The organism is Pseudomonas sp. FYR_2 (assembly GCF_043106425.1).
Lineage (GTDB): Bacteria > Pseudomonadota > Gammaproteobacteria > Pseudomonadales > Pseudomonadaceae > Aquipseudomonas > Aquipseudomonas monteilii.
The window spans coordinates 1-13,352 of sequence record NZ_JBICMM010000049.1 but is presented as its reverse complement, the minus strand read 5'-3'; the positions used below and the strand labels follow the sequence as shown (position 1 = coordinate 13,352).

Sequence of the window (13,352 nt, the reverse complement as noted above, 5' to 3'; positions counted from 1 at the left end):
CAACAGAATCAGGCCTTCAGCGCCTTCTTCGGGTAAATGTCATACCGGCTCGACTTACCCTCCAGGCTATGGCTGGGCTTGGGCCCATCAATGATCGGCGCCTTGCGCGGCCGCTTCACCACCACCCGGTGGCTGGCCAGTGCCAGGGCGGCTTCGAGCAGGGCCGGGGCGTCCAGGTCATCCCCCACCAAGGGCCGGAACACGCGCATTTCCTTTTTCACCAAGGCGCTCTTGTCCCGGTGCGGGAACATCGGGTCGAGGTAGATCACCTGCGGCGCCTCCCCTTCCCAGCTGCGCATGCGCTCGATGGCGTTGCCGGTCAGCAAGCGCATGCGCCCGACAATCGGCCCAACTTCTTCATCCACACGGGCTCGCGCAAGGCCATCCTCCAGCAACGCGGCAATCAGCGGCTGGCGCTCGATCAGGGTCATCTGGCAGCCCAGGCTGGCCAGCACGAATGCGTCCTTGCCCAAGCCTGCCGTGGCATCCAGCACCTGCGGCCGCACGCCTTGGGCAATGCCCACGGCCTTGGCGATCATCTGCCCGTTGCCACCGCCAAACTGGCGCCGGTGCGCCGCCTGGCCTTCAACGAAGTCCACCCGCACCGGCCCCGGTGCCTGCGGGCCCAGTTGCTGAATCTGCAAACCCTCGGCGCCCACCTGCACGGCGAAGCCGGCGCTATCGTCCTGTAGCGGCAGGCTTAGACGCTCGGCCCACGCCTTGGCCTGTTCCGCATACTCAGTCGACATCGCTTCGACCCTGATACCCGTGCCTTGCTCTTCCATCGTCCACACCTAAAAAGTCAAACCAAGCCTTAATGAATCGGCAGCCACGGCCGATACAGGCAATATCCCGCTATTCTGCCAGAGCACAACGCGCGCGACTGCCATGTCAGATACTCTTCCCATCGGCTTGACCTACTTGTCGCCTGTCGGCAACTACAGTCAGCACAACACCCAGGCACTCGGGGGCGTCAGCCACCTGTGGCAGGACTTTTTTGCCCGGGCCATGGCCGAGCAGCAGGAAGAGCCCGTAGACAGCGTCAGCCAGTCGTTCGTGCAGTATGACCAGGACAGCGGCGAACCCATCGGCGGCGCCCGCGCACTGGCGCTGATCGACGCCCAGCGCGCCTGCCCGGTGCAAGACACCGAGGTGGCCCCGCCCGAACCGCTGTTCCTGCCCAAGGCAGAGCTTGAAGCCAAGCTGCTGCCCCCTGCTCCCGAGCCGTTCAGTGCCCTGGAACTGATCGAGCAGCAGCGTCAGCTTGATATCAGCAACAGCTGGATGCGCCCGGTGGTGATGAGCCAAGGCCAGCCGATTGCCGAACCCGGCCCAGGCCCTACCCCGCGCGCATTGTTCCTGCCCATCGCCGAATTCGAAACCGACCTGCTGGACCCGGCGCCCGAACCGTTTGATGACACAACCCTGGCCAAGCAGCAGAACGACCTGGAGTTCGATATCCACTGGGCACGCCCGTTGGTGCTGAACAACGTGCGCGTTCACGCCTGAGGCTAACGGCAGACCTGCCAGCGCCCCATGTCCAGATGAAAGTGGTTGTGGTGCGCGGCGTTGTAGCCCGGCCCCAGTACCGTGCTGAAGCTCTCGCAGGCCGCCTGCTGCAATTGCCGCAAGAATTCCGCCTTCTGCCCACCGGCCTGCCAGTCACGGGCCAGCACAATGCGCTGGCCGTCCTGCAGGCGAAAGCCACTGATATCCAGTGCATTGGCTGTGGCGTGCTGGCTCAAGCGGCCCTGCTTGCGGTGGTAGACGTTGCGGCAGGCAAAACTGCCCAAGTGATCCACCTGAGCCACCGACTGGCCCAACACCCGCTGTGCCACAGGCTGCAGACCATGGTTTTCAAACAGCGCATAGGCCACCGCCAGCGGGCAACTGGCCAGAAAGCTGCTGCTGAGCCGCGCTTGGCCGCCCTCGATGCGCCATACGTTTTGCAGCGGGCAGTTGGCGGAAGTCGGGCTGTCGGCTTGCGCCCGGTAACGCAGCTGGCTGGTTTCCAGCGCCTGTCGGCACAGCGCCGGGTCATCGCGCAGGCGTGCGAGCTTGTAAGGGGTCAGGACATTGGGCGGCTGGCGTACGTCCAGCGGCGCCCAAGGATTCCAGGCGGCGGGCAGACGCCAACCGGAGTACCAGGCCAGGCCGGCCAGCAGCAGCACGCCGGCCAACAGCGCCAGCACGGCCTTCATCAACGGCGGAACAGGTCGTTCAGCTGAGCGAATGGCAGTGCCTGCTCCCCGTAGCCGAATGTACCCTCATCGCGGATTTCCAGCGCAGCCCGGTGGAACGCCCCCAAGGCGGCGCGAGCCAGCGACGAGCCGACACTGATGCGGCGCACACCCAGGTCCTGCAACTGGTTCACGCTCAGCGGCACGCCTGCCATGCCCATCAACACGTTCACCGGGCGCGGCGCCAGGGCCTGCACCACCGCGCGAATTTCCTCGGCGGTACGCAGGCCCGGGGCGTAAAGCACATCGGCGCCGGCTTCGGCGTAGGCCTGCAAACGCTTGATGGTGTCGTCCAGGTCCATCCGCCCGTGCAGCAGGTTTTCTGCCCGGGCGCACAGGGTGAACGGGAACGGCAGGCTACGGGCAGCCTGCACCGCGGCGTGAACGCGCTCCACCGCCAGGCCAAAGTCATAGATGGGCGTTTCGCTACGGCCACTGGCATCCTCGATGGAGCCGCCCACCAAGCCCGCTTCAGCGGCACGCAAGATGGTATTGGCGCAATCCTCGGGCAGGTCGCCAAAGCCGTTTTCCAGGTCGGCAGCCACTGGCAAGGGGGTCGCATCGACAATCTCCCCGGCATTGTCCAGGGTGTCCTCCAGGTTCAAGGCACCTTCGGCATCCGGGCGGCCCAGGCTGAAGGCCAGGCCGGCACTGGTCGTGGCCAGCGCCTCGAAGCCCAGGCTGGCCAGCAACCTGGCGGAGCCGGCATCCCACGGGTTGGGGATGACGAACGCGCCATTACGTTCATGCAGTGCCTTGAAGGCTTCGGCTCGCAGGGTTTGCACATCCATGAATCAACCTCCGGCAGTCAGGGAAAGGTCAGAGTAGCCCCAATTGTTCGACCTCGGGCGCGCGCGGCAATTCAGGCAAAGAAGCGAGGCCCGGCAGGCGTGCCATCAGGCGTTGATGGAACCGCTGGGCCAGGGCTGCGGCCAGACGATTGTCCGAAGTGTGAAGGAAGATGTAAGGGCTGCGGCCCTCTTCGATCCAGGCGGCGACCTTTTCTACCCAAGGGGTAAGGAAGGCCTCGTTAGCCTCCAGCTCCGGGTGACCGATAAAGCGTACTTGCGGGTGCTGGCTGAAGGCTGCGGGGCGTGGTGGCACCTTGGGCTTCTTGGACTGCGCGTGCAAAACGGCCGTGTCACGCGAGGTGCAACTGAACAGCGCACGCGGGTCAAGGCAGATGCGCTCCACGCCGCGCTCGTGCAACAGGCGGTTGAGCAGGCGCTCGTCCTCACCCTTGGCGAAGAAGGCCTGGTTGCGAACTTCCACGGCCACCGGCGTACCGATTTCATCAAGGAAATGGCACAACTCGCCTAACCGTGATGGGCCGAACTGGGCCGGAAGCTGTAACCAGTATGGCGATACCCGCTGACCCAGCGGGGCCATCAGCCGGGTGAAATCGAAGGCAGCCTCAAGCTGGTCACGCAGATCGCCCTCGTGGCTGATGTCCCGCGGAAACTTGGCAGTGAAACGGAAGTGCTCGGGCATCACCTGCGCCCAGCGGGCAAGGGTGCCTGGGGCGGGGCGTGCGTAGAAGGTAGTATTGCCCTCGACAGCGTTGAACACCTGGCTGTAGAGGCCAAGCATCTCATTGCTGTTGGCGTCGGCGGGGTACAGGTAGTCCCGCCAGGCGTTTTCACTCCACGACGGGCAACCGAGAAAGTAAGGCAGTGGTGATGGACTCATCCATCAAATGTACAGGTCGAGCCCCAGTACTTCCATGTCCCAGTCGGTAAAACCTGCAGTGCTCAAGTAGCTGGCCAGTGCGGTAGCCGTGCGGCGGTCTCTGGCGCGGGGAAAGATCATGTCCTGCTGGCGGGCCGGCAGGCCACCGCTGCGACGGCGGGCGGTGGCTTCCACGGGTGCATCCTGGCTGTCTTCGATCACTTCTGCGTCGTCGATGGCCTCGTCACGCACCGCTGCCTTGCGCGGTGTGCGCTTGATCAGGTAGGACTGCGATGAGAAACCGTCGATACGCATGGCATGAATACTCAGGACCAATGATGGCAATCTAACAGCATCAGAGTTCCGTCGCTAATGCTTAAGTGATAACTGGACCACAGATCGCGCAGAAGGTTTTGCTTTCACCGGCAGTAACCGACGAACAGCATTCACTGCTTCTTCGGCGTAGCTACATTATCGCGCAGGTATACCGGTTGCGCTTGGTCGGCGTCGATTGCCTCGCCACGGGCCCAGGCAAAGCTTGCCAGGCTGAGGATGTCCAGTGCATTGGGCAAGGCACTGGCATTGCTGGCTGCAACTTGCACGGCCAGGCGCTCGGCATAGCCCCAACCGGTGCCGGCGCCAAACCACTCACCAGCGCTGTCGGCTGGAAGCGCCACGTGCTCGGGCGGCAGCACCGCCTCATGCCCGACCAGGCGCATTTCGCCCGCTGTGGCCTGGTAGCACCCCCAATACACTTCATCCATGCGCGCATCGATGGCGGCTGCCACCTGCTGCACGCCCTGCTCGCGCAATGCGCCCTGGGCCAGCGCGGCCAGGTTGGAAACCGGCAGCACCGGGCGCTCCAGGGCGAAGGCCAGGCCCTGTACCACGCCAATGGCAATACGCACGCCGGTGAAGGCGCCCGGGCCGCGGCCAAAGGCGATGGCGTCCAGTTGATTCAGCGCAACGCCCGACTCGGCCAGCAGCTGCTTGATCATCGGCAGCAGCTTCTGCGCGTGCTGACGTGGGATCACCTCGTAATGGCTGGTTACCTTGCCGTCATGCAGCAGCGCGACGGAACAGGCTTCGGTGGCGGTATCCAGGGCCAGCAGGGTGGTCATCGAACAGGTATCCAGGAGCAGGGAAAAGAGCGGCAGTATAAACGACAACGGCCCGCTAGCGGGCCGTTGTCGATGGGCGTCAGGCGCTGGATCAGCTCAGGGCTGCCAGGACCTTGGCGGTGATGGCTTCAACCGAGCCGACACCTTCGATGTGGCTGTACTTCGGCTTGCCGGCGTTGGCGGCCGACAGCTTCTGATAGAAGTCCACCAGCGGCTTGGTCTGGCTGTGGTAGACCGACAGGCGATGGCGAACGGTTTCTTCCTTGTCGTCGTCGCGCTGGATCAGGTCTTCGCCAGTCTCGTCGTCCTTGCCTTCCACTTTCGGCGGGTTGTACTGAATGTGGTAGGTGCGGCCCGAGGCCAGGTGCACGCGACGGCCCGCCATGCGGCCAACGATTTCTTCGTCGTCCACGGCAATTTCGACCACGGCGTCGATGTCGACACCGGCAGCGACCATGGCTTCGGCTTGCGGGATGGTGCGTGGGAAGCCGTCGAACAGGCAGCCGTTGGCGCAATCTGGCTGAGCGATGCGCTCCTTGACCAGGCTGATGATCAGCTCGTCGGAGACCAGCTGGCCGGCATCCATGACTTTCTTCAGCTCCAGGCCCAGCGGGGTGCCGGCCTTGACAGCGGCACGCAGCATGTCACCGGTGGAGATCTGTGGAATACCGAACTTTTCGGTGATGAACTTTGCCTGAGTACCTTTACCGGCCCCGGGAGCTCCCAGCAGAATTACGCGCATCTTGTGCTCCTCAAATTTTTTTATGAAATTCAATGGATTCGGCAACCAGGGCCAAGTCCGGAAAATCGGGTATGACCCAAAATCGGTCAGAAGGCTGCTCAAGATACACAGCGCCCGGCAGCCAGACAAGCGTCCCAAAGTTGCAGGAATGCGCCACTTGCGGCTGACCTGGCAGGTGGTTGCGCCCGGCGCAACCACCCTCCCCTTACCCATGCAGGCTCTGCACGGCACACATACTCGGCAGCCTGCACGTGCCCTCAGCCGGTGTTGCGCAGCCCGGCGGCAATGCCCGCCACGGTCACCAGCAAGGCCTGCTCCAACGGGCTGTCCAGAGCGGCTTCGCGGCTGCGCGAGCGGGCCAGCAACTCGGCCTGCAGGCGGTGCAGCGGGTCCAGGTAGGTGTTGCGCAGGCTGATGAATTCCAGCGTTTCGGGGCTGTGCGCCAGTAGCACCGGCTGCCCGGTCAGGCCCAGTACCACCTCGCAGGACTGCGACAATAGGTCGCGCAGGTGTGCACCTAAAGGAAGCAAGTGCGGTTGCACTAGACGTTCGTCGTAGGCCTCGGCAATTTGCGCATCAGCCTTGGCCAGCACCATCTCCAGCATGTCGATACGGGTGCGGAAGAACGGCCACTGTTCGCGCATCTGCGCCAGCAGCTCGCCCTGGCCACGGGCCAATGCGTTGCTCAGCGCGGTTTCCCAGCCCAACCAGGCTGGCAGCATCAGGCGCGTCTGGGTCCAGCCGAAAATCCACGGGATGGCCCGCAGGCTTTCGATGCCTCCAGCGCGGCGCTTGGCGGGGCGACTGCCCAGTGGCAGGCGCCCCAACTCTTGCTCTGGCGTCGACTGGCGGAAGTATTCGACAAAGTCGGGGTTGTCCCGCACCACGCTGCGGTAGGCCTTCACGCCATCGGCAGCCAGCTGGTCCATCACCTCGCGCCACGCGGGCTGCGGAGGCGGTGGTGGCAACAGCGTAGCTTCGAGCACGGCAGCCAGGTACAGGTTGAGGTTTTGCTCGGCAATGCCCGGCAAGCCGAACTTGAAGCGGATCATCTCGCCCTGCTCGGTGGTGCGGAAACGTCCCGCCACCGACCCCGGCGGTTGCGACAGGATCGCCGCGTGGGCGGGGCCACCGCCGCGCCCTACCGTGCCGCCACGGCCGTGGAACAGCAGCAGTTCAACCTGATGTTCGGCACAAATGCGCACCAGGTTTTCCTGGGCCCGGTACTGCGCCCAGGCCGCCGCCGTAGTGCCGGCGTCCTTGGCCGAGTCGGAGTAGCCAATCATCACTTCCTGCGGGCCGCGCAGCCCGGCGCGGTAGCCTGGTAGGCCGAGCAGTCGCTGCATCACGGGGCCAGCGTTGTCCAGATCGGCCAGGGTTTCGAACAGCGGTACCACGCGCATGGGGCGGGTAAGGCCGGCTTCCTTCAGTAGCAGTTGCACCGCCAGCACATCCGAAGCGGCACCGGCCATGGAAATGACGTAGGAGCCCAGGGAGGCAGCGGGTGCGGCGGCGACTTCGCGACAGGTGGCCAGCACTTCGGCGGTATCCGCTTGCGGCTTGAAATGCGCAGGTAGCAGGGGCCGACGGTTCTTCAGCTCGGCCTGGAGGAATTCGATGCGCTGCTCTTCATCCCAGTCGGCATAGCGCCCCAGGCCCAGGTAGTCGGTGATCTCGGTCAGTGCGTCGCGGTGGCGAGTGGCGTCCTGGCGCACATCCAGGCGACCCAGGAACAGGCCAAAGGTCACGGCGCGGCGCAGGCAGTCCAGCAGCGGGCCTTCGGCGATCACGCCCATGCCGCATTCGTGCAGCGACTGGTAGCACAGCTCCAGCGGTGCGATCAGGTCGCGGTTATCCACCAGCACGTCGGCGCTGGCCGGTTGGCTGCTGGTCAATGCCGAATGCGCCCAGGCACGCGTGGCCCGTAGCCGGTCGCGCAACTGCTTGAGCACGGCGCGGTAGGGCTCGACACTGTCGCCAACCCGTTCGCGCAGCGCCTCGTTGGCCTGCTGCATGGACAGCTCCGCAGCCAGTGCATCGATGTCACGCAGGAACAGGTCGGCGGCCATCCAGCGGGCCAGCAGCAACACTTCGCGGGTGACGGCGGCAGTCACGTTGGGGTTGCCGTCACGGTCACCGCCCATCCACGAGGCAAAGCGGATTGGCGCGGCTTCAAGCGGCAGACGCAGGCCGGTGGCCTCCAGCAGCGCTTTATCGACCTTGCGCAGGTGACTGGGGATGGCGTGCCAGAGCGAATGCTCGATCACGGCAAAGCCCCACTTGGCTTCGTCTACCGGCGTGGGGCGGGTGCGGCGGATTTCTTCGGTGTGCCAGGCCTCGGCAATCAGCCGGCGCAGGCGTTCGCGTACCTGCTGGCGTTCGGCCGGAGTCAGGTCGCGGTGGTCCTGGGCAGCCAGCTGGCCGGCGATGGCGTCGTACTTCTGAATCAGGGTGCGGCGGGCCACTTCGGTGGGGTGTGCGGTCAGTACCAGCTGGATGTCGAGCTTGGCCAGTTGTCGGGCCAGGGCATCGTTGCCAAGCCCGGCCTGCTTCAGGCGCGCCAGCAACTCGGGCAGCACACGGGCCTCGAAGGGTTCGGGCTGGTCGGCATCTCGACGGCGGATCAACTGGTACTGCTCGGCCATGTTGGCCAGGTTGAGGAACTGGTTGAACGCCCTGGCCACGGGCAGCAGGTCTTCTTCGGCCAGGTCAGCCAGGGTCGAGCTCAGTTGCTCGCCGGGGCCACGCCGGTCGGCCTTGGCACTGTGGCGGATGTCCTCGATCTTCTGCAGGAACGCATCGCCATGCTGCTGGCGAATGGTTTCGCCCAGCAGCTCACCCAACACATGGACATCTTCACGCAAACGCACATCGATATCGGTCATTGGCCCTCTCTTTGGCGCGGCTCTGGCGCACTCCTGTACACAGCTCTCCCGAAGAGTGCCCCCAGGCTGGCGGCAATGGCAAGCCGTGATCGGCCAAAGCAAACTAAAGTGAAGGCATAGCACTCCCATGCCATGCAGCCTTAGCAGGCGTAACCAGAGGTCATCATGAAAATCCGTGAACTCGCCCAGCACTGGGAACAGAATGCCGCCGGCCCCCTCAGCCGCACGGGCCATGTCCTGCACCTTGACCTGGAGTCAGAGGCGCGTCTGGCCGCGCTGATCGACATGTACCCCAAACGCACCGCCGAGGAATTGCTCGGCGAACTGGTAGCCGCCGCCCTTGAAGAGGTGGAGGCCAGCTTCCCCTATGTGCAGGGCCGTCAGGTCATCGCCACCGATGAAGAAGGCGACCCGATGTACGAAGATGTGGGGCCTACCCCACGCTTTCTGTCACTCTCGCGCCAGCACCTGCACAGCCTGAGCAACACCGCAGGCGACAGCGACAAATAACCCCCGCGCCACCGTTCCGGGCCTGCTGGAGGCCCGGAATACCGCTTTCGCCCGCGAAAGTTCAAGAAAATGCTCGCTGACCAATCAGTCAGAAATAATTGCTCGTGCGGATCACTTTTTTCTGAACCATTCGAAAAACGATCGAGTCGGAGCTAATAGCCATCACGCTAAAACCCTGCACACCTGCCCTTGTGCACCGTTCAGCTGAAGCGCACGGATTTGTCAGGGAATGAGCGATGGACTGCTACGGACATCGTCGTAATCAGGAGTGATCCAATGGAGCTGACCACCATGAAAACCCGCACTAGCAAACTGTCATCCACTCACGTGCGCGGGTTCAAGCTGGCCGCGCTGGCCCTGGGCAGTAGCCTGGTCCTGGCCGGCTGTGCAGGCAACCCGCCTACCGAGCAGTATGCCGTTACCCAGTCCGCCGTGAACGCTGCCGTCAGCGCTGGCGGTACCGAGTTCGCCGCCGTGGAGATGAAAGCGGCCCAGGACAAGTTCAAGCAGGCCGAGATCGCCATGCACGACAAAAAGTATGACGAAGCCAAAATGCTGGCCCAGCAAGCCGAGTGGGACGCACGCCTCGCCGAACGCAAGGCCCAGGCGGCCAAGGCCCAGAAGGCCGTGCAGGACGCCCGCCAGGGTGTCCAGGACGTACGTGAGGAAGGCCTGCGCAGCGCTCAGTGAGCCCTGCCCCGCCAACCTTAGCCTTCGCACACGATCAAAGGATGAACACTATGCGCAATTACGTCATGATTCCCGCCCTGCTGGCCCTGAGCGTCGGCCTTGCTGCCTGCTCGCACGACCCTAACGCCAACCTGGAGGCGGCCCGCACCAACTTCTCCTCGCTACAGAGCGACCCGCAATCGAGCAAGGTGGCGGCGCTGGAGACCAAGGACGCCCAGGACTGGCTGAACAAGGCTGACAAGGCCTACATGGACCGCGAAGACCAGAAGAAGGTCGACCAGCTCGCCTACCTGACCAACCAGCGTGTCGAGGTGGCCAAGCAGACCATCGCCCTGCGTACCGCCGAAGGCGAGCTGAAAAACGCCGCCGCACAACGCGCCCAGGCCAAGCTGGACGCCCGCGACGCACAGATCGCCAAGCTGCAGGACAGCCTCAACGCCAAGCAGACCGACCGCGGTACGCTGGTCACCTTCGGTGACGTGCTGTTCGACTTCAACAAGGCCGAACTCAAGAGCAACGCCTACCCGAACATCACCAAGCTGGCCCAGTTCCTTCAGGAAAACCCTGAGCGCAAGGTGATTGTCGAGGGCTACACCGACAGCGTCGGCTCGGCCAGCTACAACCAGAGCCTGTCCGAACGCCGCGCGGGTTCCGTGCGCATGGCGCTGGTGCGTGCCGGCGTAGACCCTGCGCGCATCGTCGCCCAGGGTTACGGTAAGGAGTACCCGGTAGCGGACAACGGCAGCAATTCGGGCCGGGCGCAGAACCGCCGGGTGGAGGTGACCATCTCCAATGACAACCAGCCGGTGGCACCGCGTACGGTGAGCCAGGTTCAGCAGTAACGCAGGCTAACCCCGACCCCGCCCTCTAGGCGGGGTTTTTGTTTGTCCGCCGATAATGTTCTGGCGCCAGCGAGATCGAGCGCCACGCGGGCGGCGCTCGATCTCACAGGCGCAAAAAATGCTGCGCCGAACACTCACTTCACCTGCTGCGGGGTGTCCTCGCCCGTGCAGCGCACCGCACGCTTGCGGTTGTCCACCAGCACGCCGGTCAGGCCTTTCTGCTGGGTGTCGAACAGCACCAGCACACCATCGACGCACTGGGCCACTTGCGGCGCCGGGTCCAGCGAAACCTTGTAGTCCTCGCCCGGAATGGTCTTGAGCATGGTGAAGTCCTGCAACAACAGGGCATCCTCGGGTTTGGCGAAATGCAGGTAACCGTAGTACCACAAGGCCCCCACCGTCACGATGATACTGCCGACGCCGGTCAGGATCAGCGGGATGGCGTTGCGTTCTTCACTCATTGCTTGTTCTTCTCGTCAGGGTAATTGGGCACTTCGGCCAGGCGCCGAAGGCCGTTGAAATGGCTGGGGTCGTCAAGGAAACGCAGCATCACCTGGCGCCAGGTAGGGTCGGCGAAGGTCTGCACATGGCCGCCTCGGGTCAGTTGCAGGACTCGTGGTGGCGGCGCGTGCTGGTATAGGCGGATGCCGTTGTCCATCGGCACCAGGTTGTCGTCGATGCTGTGGAAGAATAGCTTGGGCGGGCTGCTCAACTGCTCGATCGAACGGATCGCACTGTCGCCGTCCGGCACCAGCCACGACAGCGGCACCTGCAACGGCCAGGTCATCCATGACGTGCTGAGGGCATAGCGCCCCACCCCACGGTAACTGGCCGGTACGCCATCGAACACCAAGGCGCTGAAGCGCTGGCGCTGCTCGGGATGGGCCGCCAGGTAGTGGATTGCCATGGCACCGCCAAGGCTTTGCCCCAGCAGCACCAACGGCTTGCCCTTGACCTCGGGTGCCTGGTCCAGCCAGGCCATGGCCGCCGCGATGTCTTCATACACCTCTGGCAGGGACGGTGTGCCCTGCGACAGGCCATAGCCGCGGTAATCGATCATCAGCACCTGGTAGCCCTGCTCCGGCAGCCAATAGCTACCCCCCAGGTGCCCAGGCAGGTTGCCGCCGTTGCCGTGCAAATGCAGTACCGTGCCCTTCACCTCGACACCCGCCTTGGCCGGCAACCACCAGCCGTGCAGGCGCAGGCCGTCCGACGTGGCAAGGGTGACATCGCGGTAGTCGAGTTTGGCCCGTTCGGGGGTGAATGCCTGGCCACGCTCGGGATAGAACAGCAGGCTGCTGCAGCCGCCAAGGCCCAGCAGGACCAGGCCAAGCGCCAGCAGGCGGCAGCACTCAGAGAATGTTCGCGTAGTCGGCTTCAATACGGTCCAGGCTCAGGTGGTTGAGGAAGTTGGAGAAGCACATCCAGGCCGACAGTGCGTTAAGGTCGCGGAACTGTTCGGGCAGGTACTTGGGGGGCTCGACCAGCCCCTCCTCCACCAACTGGCGCAAGGTGCGCATGTCTTCCAGCGTGGTCTTGCCACAGAACAGCAACGGGATCTGTTCGAGCTTGCCCTTCTTCACGGCCAACTGAATGTAGTTGTAAACCATGATGAAGCCTTTGAGGTAGGACAAGTCCTTGGTGAATGGCAGGCCATTGGGCACCGAGCCGCGGAACACCCGGCTGGCGTTGCTGTAGCTCTGCGACATCTCGAAGCCTTGCTCGCGGAAGAAATTGAACACCTGGAGAAAATCGGCGCCCTCCTCGACCATGTGGATGGCGCGGGTGCGATTGGTGAGCTTGCGCAGGCGGCTGGGGTAGGAAGCAAAGGCGATGACCTCCATGAGAATCGCCAGGCCTTCCTGGGTTACCGTCGACGAGGGCGGGCCCTTGGCCAGGAAGGTGCAGATCGGCTGGTTCAGGCCGTTGAGCGTGGTGCCCACATGGACCAGCCCTTCGTGCACTTCCAGGGCACGCACATCGCGGCTGTTGAACATGGCATCGGCGCGCACCTTGATGTAGTCGGCGCCAGCGGCGGCATCGGCCACGATCCCGTCAGATTCGAATACCCGAATGGTTTCCTCGGCTTCACCGAACACCTTGTTCAGCCGGCGCTGGAGGATATCCACGGCCTCCTTGGCGGTGAGGTTTTTCGGTTCGTCCTTGAGATCGCCACGGCCATCGATGTTGTTCAGGTAATCCGAGAGCATCAGGCCGAGGTCGGCCAAGGTCGGGTCACCGGCGTGGAAGGCATCGGAGGCGGCGCCGTACAGTTCCTGAGAGATGAGGCCGAAGTCCTCGGTGCCACGCGCTTCGAGCATGCGCACCACCATGCGGTATTCGCGGCACATGCGCTTCATGATCTGCCCGACCGGGTTGAACTGGCCAAGCTGGCGAATGATGTCGCGCTCGATGGCCTGGAACTCGGCCTTGACCGCCCCGGAGTCGAACGCCAGCGGGCGCGACTGGTAATAAGCGCGGTCGACGGCCGGCGGCTCCTTGCCCTTGGCCTTGAGGAAGCCCTGGCGAATGTTGTCGTCCCATTTCACCGCGTCCAATACCCGGATCGGGGTCTGGGCCGCAACGATGCGGTCGGACAAAGCGCGGATGGTTTGCTGGTATTCGTCCACCGGGGACTCCTTTCTAGTACACGA

Annotated in this window: 15 protein-coding genes; 4 read left to right on the top strand and 11 right to left on the bottom strand. The window is 63.9% G+C overall.

Annotated elements, in window-relative coordinates:
- Positions 1 to 8: 8 nt before the first annotated feature.
- Positions 9 to 785: a class I SAM-dependent methyltransferase gene (locus ACF8R4_RS22400; RefSeq protein WP_060497356.1), complete on the bottom strand. Its 777-nt coding sequence runs from the start codon at positions 783 to 785 to the stop codon at positions 9 to 11.
- Positions 786 to 888: 103 nt separating this feature from the next.
- Here ACF8R4_RS22400 and ACF8R4_RS22395 point away from each other — a divergent pair, with 103 nt between their 5' ends.
- Positions 889 to 1,509, top strand: a complete 621-nt coding sequence (locus ACF8R4_RS22395) for an energy transducer TonB (RefSeq protein ID WP_104834090.1) — start codon at positions 889 to 891, stop codon at positions 1,507 to 1,509.
- Positions 1,510 to 1,511: 2 nt separating this feature from the next.
- On the opposite strand, the gene ACF8R4_RS22390 is transcribed toward ACF8R4_RS22395, so the two are convergent.
- The 7 genes from ACF8R4_RS22390 to ppc all read right to left on the bottom strand — a co-directional run bounded on the left by ACF8R4_RS22390 (position 1,512) and on the right by ppc (position 8,656).
- A complete protein-coding gene (locus ACF8R4_RS22390) occupies positions 1,512 to 2,201 on the bottom strand; it encodes an extensin family protein (RefSeq protein ID WP_392493484.1) in 690 nt (229 codons plus the stop codon).
- Positions 2,201 to 3,031: an oxaloacetate decarboxylase gene (locus ACF8R4_RS22385; RefSeq protein ID WP_200928755.1), complete on the bottom strand. Its 831-nt coding sequence runs from the start codon at positions 3,029 to 3,031 to the stop codon at positions 2,201 to 2,203. Before ACF8R4_RS22385 ends, ACF8R4_RS22390 begins: the two co-directional genes overlap by 1 nt.
- Before the next feature lie 28 nt (positions 3,032 to 3,059).
- A complete protein-coding gene (locus ACF8R4_RS22380; protein WP_104834087.1) occupies positions 3,060 to 3,929 on the bottom strand; it encodes a DUF72 domain-containing protein in 870 nt (289 codons plus the stop codon).
- Between the two features lie 3 nt (positions 3,930 to 3,932).
- Positions 3,933 to 4,223 carry a hypothetical protein gene (locus ACF8R4_RS22375; protein WP_060497360.1) on the bottom strand — a complete coding sequence of 97 codons (291 nt, stop codon included), beginning with the start codon at positions 4,221 to 4,223 and terminating at the stop codon, positions 3,933 to 3,935.
- Between the two features lie 131 nt (positions 4,224 to 4,354).
- On the bottom strand, positions 4,355 to 5,029 hold the full coding sequence (gene tsaB / locus ACF8R4_RS22370; RefSeq protein ID WP_060497361.1) for a tRNA (adenosine(37)-N6)-threonylcarbamoyltransferase complex dimerization subunit type 1 TsaB: 675 nt from the start codon (positions 5,027 to 5,029) through the stop codon (positions 4,355 to 4,357).
- A 91-nt stretch (positions 5,030 to 5,120) separates the two neighbouring features.
- Positions 5,121 to 5,771 (bottom strand): adenylate kinase, encoded by a 651-nt coding sequence (gene adk, locus ACF8R4_RS22365; RefSeq protein ID WP_016712963.1) that lies wholly within the window; start codon positions 5,769 to 5,771, stop codon positions 5,121 to 5,123.
- Between the two features lie 257 nt (positions 5,772 to 6,028).
- Positions 6,029 to 8,656, bottom strand: coding sequence for a phosphoenolpyruvate carboxylase (ppc, locus tag ACF8R4_RS22360; RefSeq protein WP_392493482.1), 2,628 nt, complete (start codon positions 8,654 to 8,656; stop codon positions 6,029 to 6,031).
- 165 nt (positions 8,657 to 8,821) lie between these two features.
- Between ppc and ACF8R4_RS22355 the strand changes: the two genes are divergently transcribed.
- The 3 genes from ACF8R4_RS22355 (at position 8,822) to ACF8R4_RS22345 (ending at position 10,698) form a co-directional block, all read left to right on the top strand.
- On the top strand, positions 8,822 to 9,166 hold the full coding sequence (locus ACF8R4_RS22355; RefSeq protein ID WP_060497363.1) for a hypothetical protein: 345 nt from the start codon (positions 8,822 to 8,824) through the stop codon (positions 9,164 to 9,166).
- 276 nt (positions 9,167 to 9,442) lie between these two features.
- On the top strand, positions 9,443 to 9,856 hold the full coding sequence (locus ACF8R4_RS22350) for a DUF4398 domain-containing protein (RefSeq protein ID WP_060497364.1): 414 nt from the start codon (positions 9,443 to 9,445) through the stop codon (positions 9,854 to 9,856).
- 50 nt (positions 9,857 to 9,906) lie between these two features.
- A complete protein-coding gene (locus ACF8R4_RS22345; protein WP_060497365.1) occupies positions 9,907 to 10,698 on the top strand; it encodes an OmpA family protein in 792 nt (263 codons plus the stop codon).
- A 134-nt stretch (positions 10,699 to 10,832) separates the two neighbouring features.
- Here ACF8R4_RS22345 and ACF8R4_RS22340 read toward each other — a convergent pair whose 3' ends face one another.
- From ACF8R4_RS22340 to ACF8R4_RS22330, 3 genes are read right to left on the bottom strand one after another with little or no spacing between them, the layout of a single operon-like run.
- Positions 10,833 to 11,159: a hypothetical protein gene (locus ACF8R4_RS22340; RefSeq protein ID WP_392493480.1), complete on the bottom strand. Its 327-nt coding sequence runs from the start codon at positions 11,157 to 11,159 to the stop codon at positions 10,833 to 10,835.
- A complete protein-coding gene (locus ACF8R4_RS22335) occupies positions 11,156 to 12,079 on the bottom strand; it encodes an alpha/beta hydrolase (RefSeq protein ID WP_060497367.1) in 924 nt (307 codons plus the stop codon). Before ACF8R4_RS22335 ends, ACF8R4_RS22340 begins: the two co-directional genes overlap by 4 nt.
- Entirely contained in the window at positions 12,051 to 13,328 is a 1,278-nt protein-coding gene (locus tag ACF8R4_RS22330) for a flavohemoglobin expression-modulating QEGLA motif protein (RefSeq protein ID WP_060497368.1), read from the bottom strand. Before ACF8R4_RS22330 ends, ACF8R4_RS22335 begins: the two co-directional genes overlap by 29 nt.
- Positions 13,329 to 13,352 lie beyond the last annotated feature (24 nt).

Bases quoted from the DNA above. Each gene is read 5' to 3' on its own strand.
- ACF8R4_RS22355 (WP_060497363.1), top strand. From the start codon at position 8,822: ATGAAAATCCGTGAACTCGCCCAGCACTGGGAACAGAATGCCGCCGGC.
- ACF8R4_RS22395 (WP_104834090.1), top strand. From the start codon at position 889: ATGTCAGATACTCTTCCCATCGGCTTGACCTACTTGTCGCCTGTCGGC.
- ACF8R4_RS22375 (WP_060497360.1), bottom strand. From the start codon at position 4,223: ATGCGTATCGACGGTTTCTCATCGCAGTCCTACCTGATCAAGCGCACA.
- ACF8R4_RS22385 (WP_200928755.1), bottom strand. From the start codon at position 3,031: ATGGATGTGCAAACCCTGCGAGCCGAAGCCTTCAAGGCACTGCATGAA.
- ACF8R4_RS22380 (WP_104834087.1), bottom strand. From the start codon at position 3,929: ATGAGTCCATCACCACTGCCTTACTTTCTCGGTTGCCCGTCGTGGAGT.
- ACF8R4_RS22350 (WP_060497364.1), top strand. From the start codon at position 9,443: ATGGAGCTGACCACCATGAAAACCCGCACTAGCAAACTGTCATCCACT.
- tsaB (WP_060497361.1), bottom strand. From the start codon at position 5,029: ATGACCACCCTGCTGGCCCTGGATACCGCCACCGAAGCCTGTTCCGTC.
- ACF8R4_RS22345 (WP_060497365.1), top strand. From the start codon at position 9,907: ATGCGCAATTACGTCATGATTCCCGCCCTGCTGGCCCTGAGCGTCGGC.
- ACF8R4_RS22400 (WP_060497356.1), bottom strand. From the start codon at position 785: ATGGAAGAGCAAGGCACGGGTATCAGGGTCGAAGCGATGTCGACTGAG.
- adk (WP_016712963.1), bottom strand. From the start codon at position 5,771: ATGCGCGTAATTCTGCTGGGAGCTCCCGGGGCCGGTAAAGGTACTCAG.
- ppc (WP_392493482.1), bottom strand. From the start codon at position 8,656: ATGACCGATATCGATGTGCGTTTGCGTGAAGATGTCCATGTGTTGGGT.
- ACF8R4_RS22340 (WP_392493480.1), bottom strand. From the start codon at position 11,159: ATGAGTGAAGAACGCAACGCCATCCCGCTGATCCTGACCGGCGTCGGC.
- ACF8R4_RS22390 (WP_392493484.1), bottom strand. From the start codon at position 2,201: ATGAAGGCCGTGCTGGCGCTGTTGGCCGGCGTGCTGCTGCTGGCCGGC.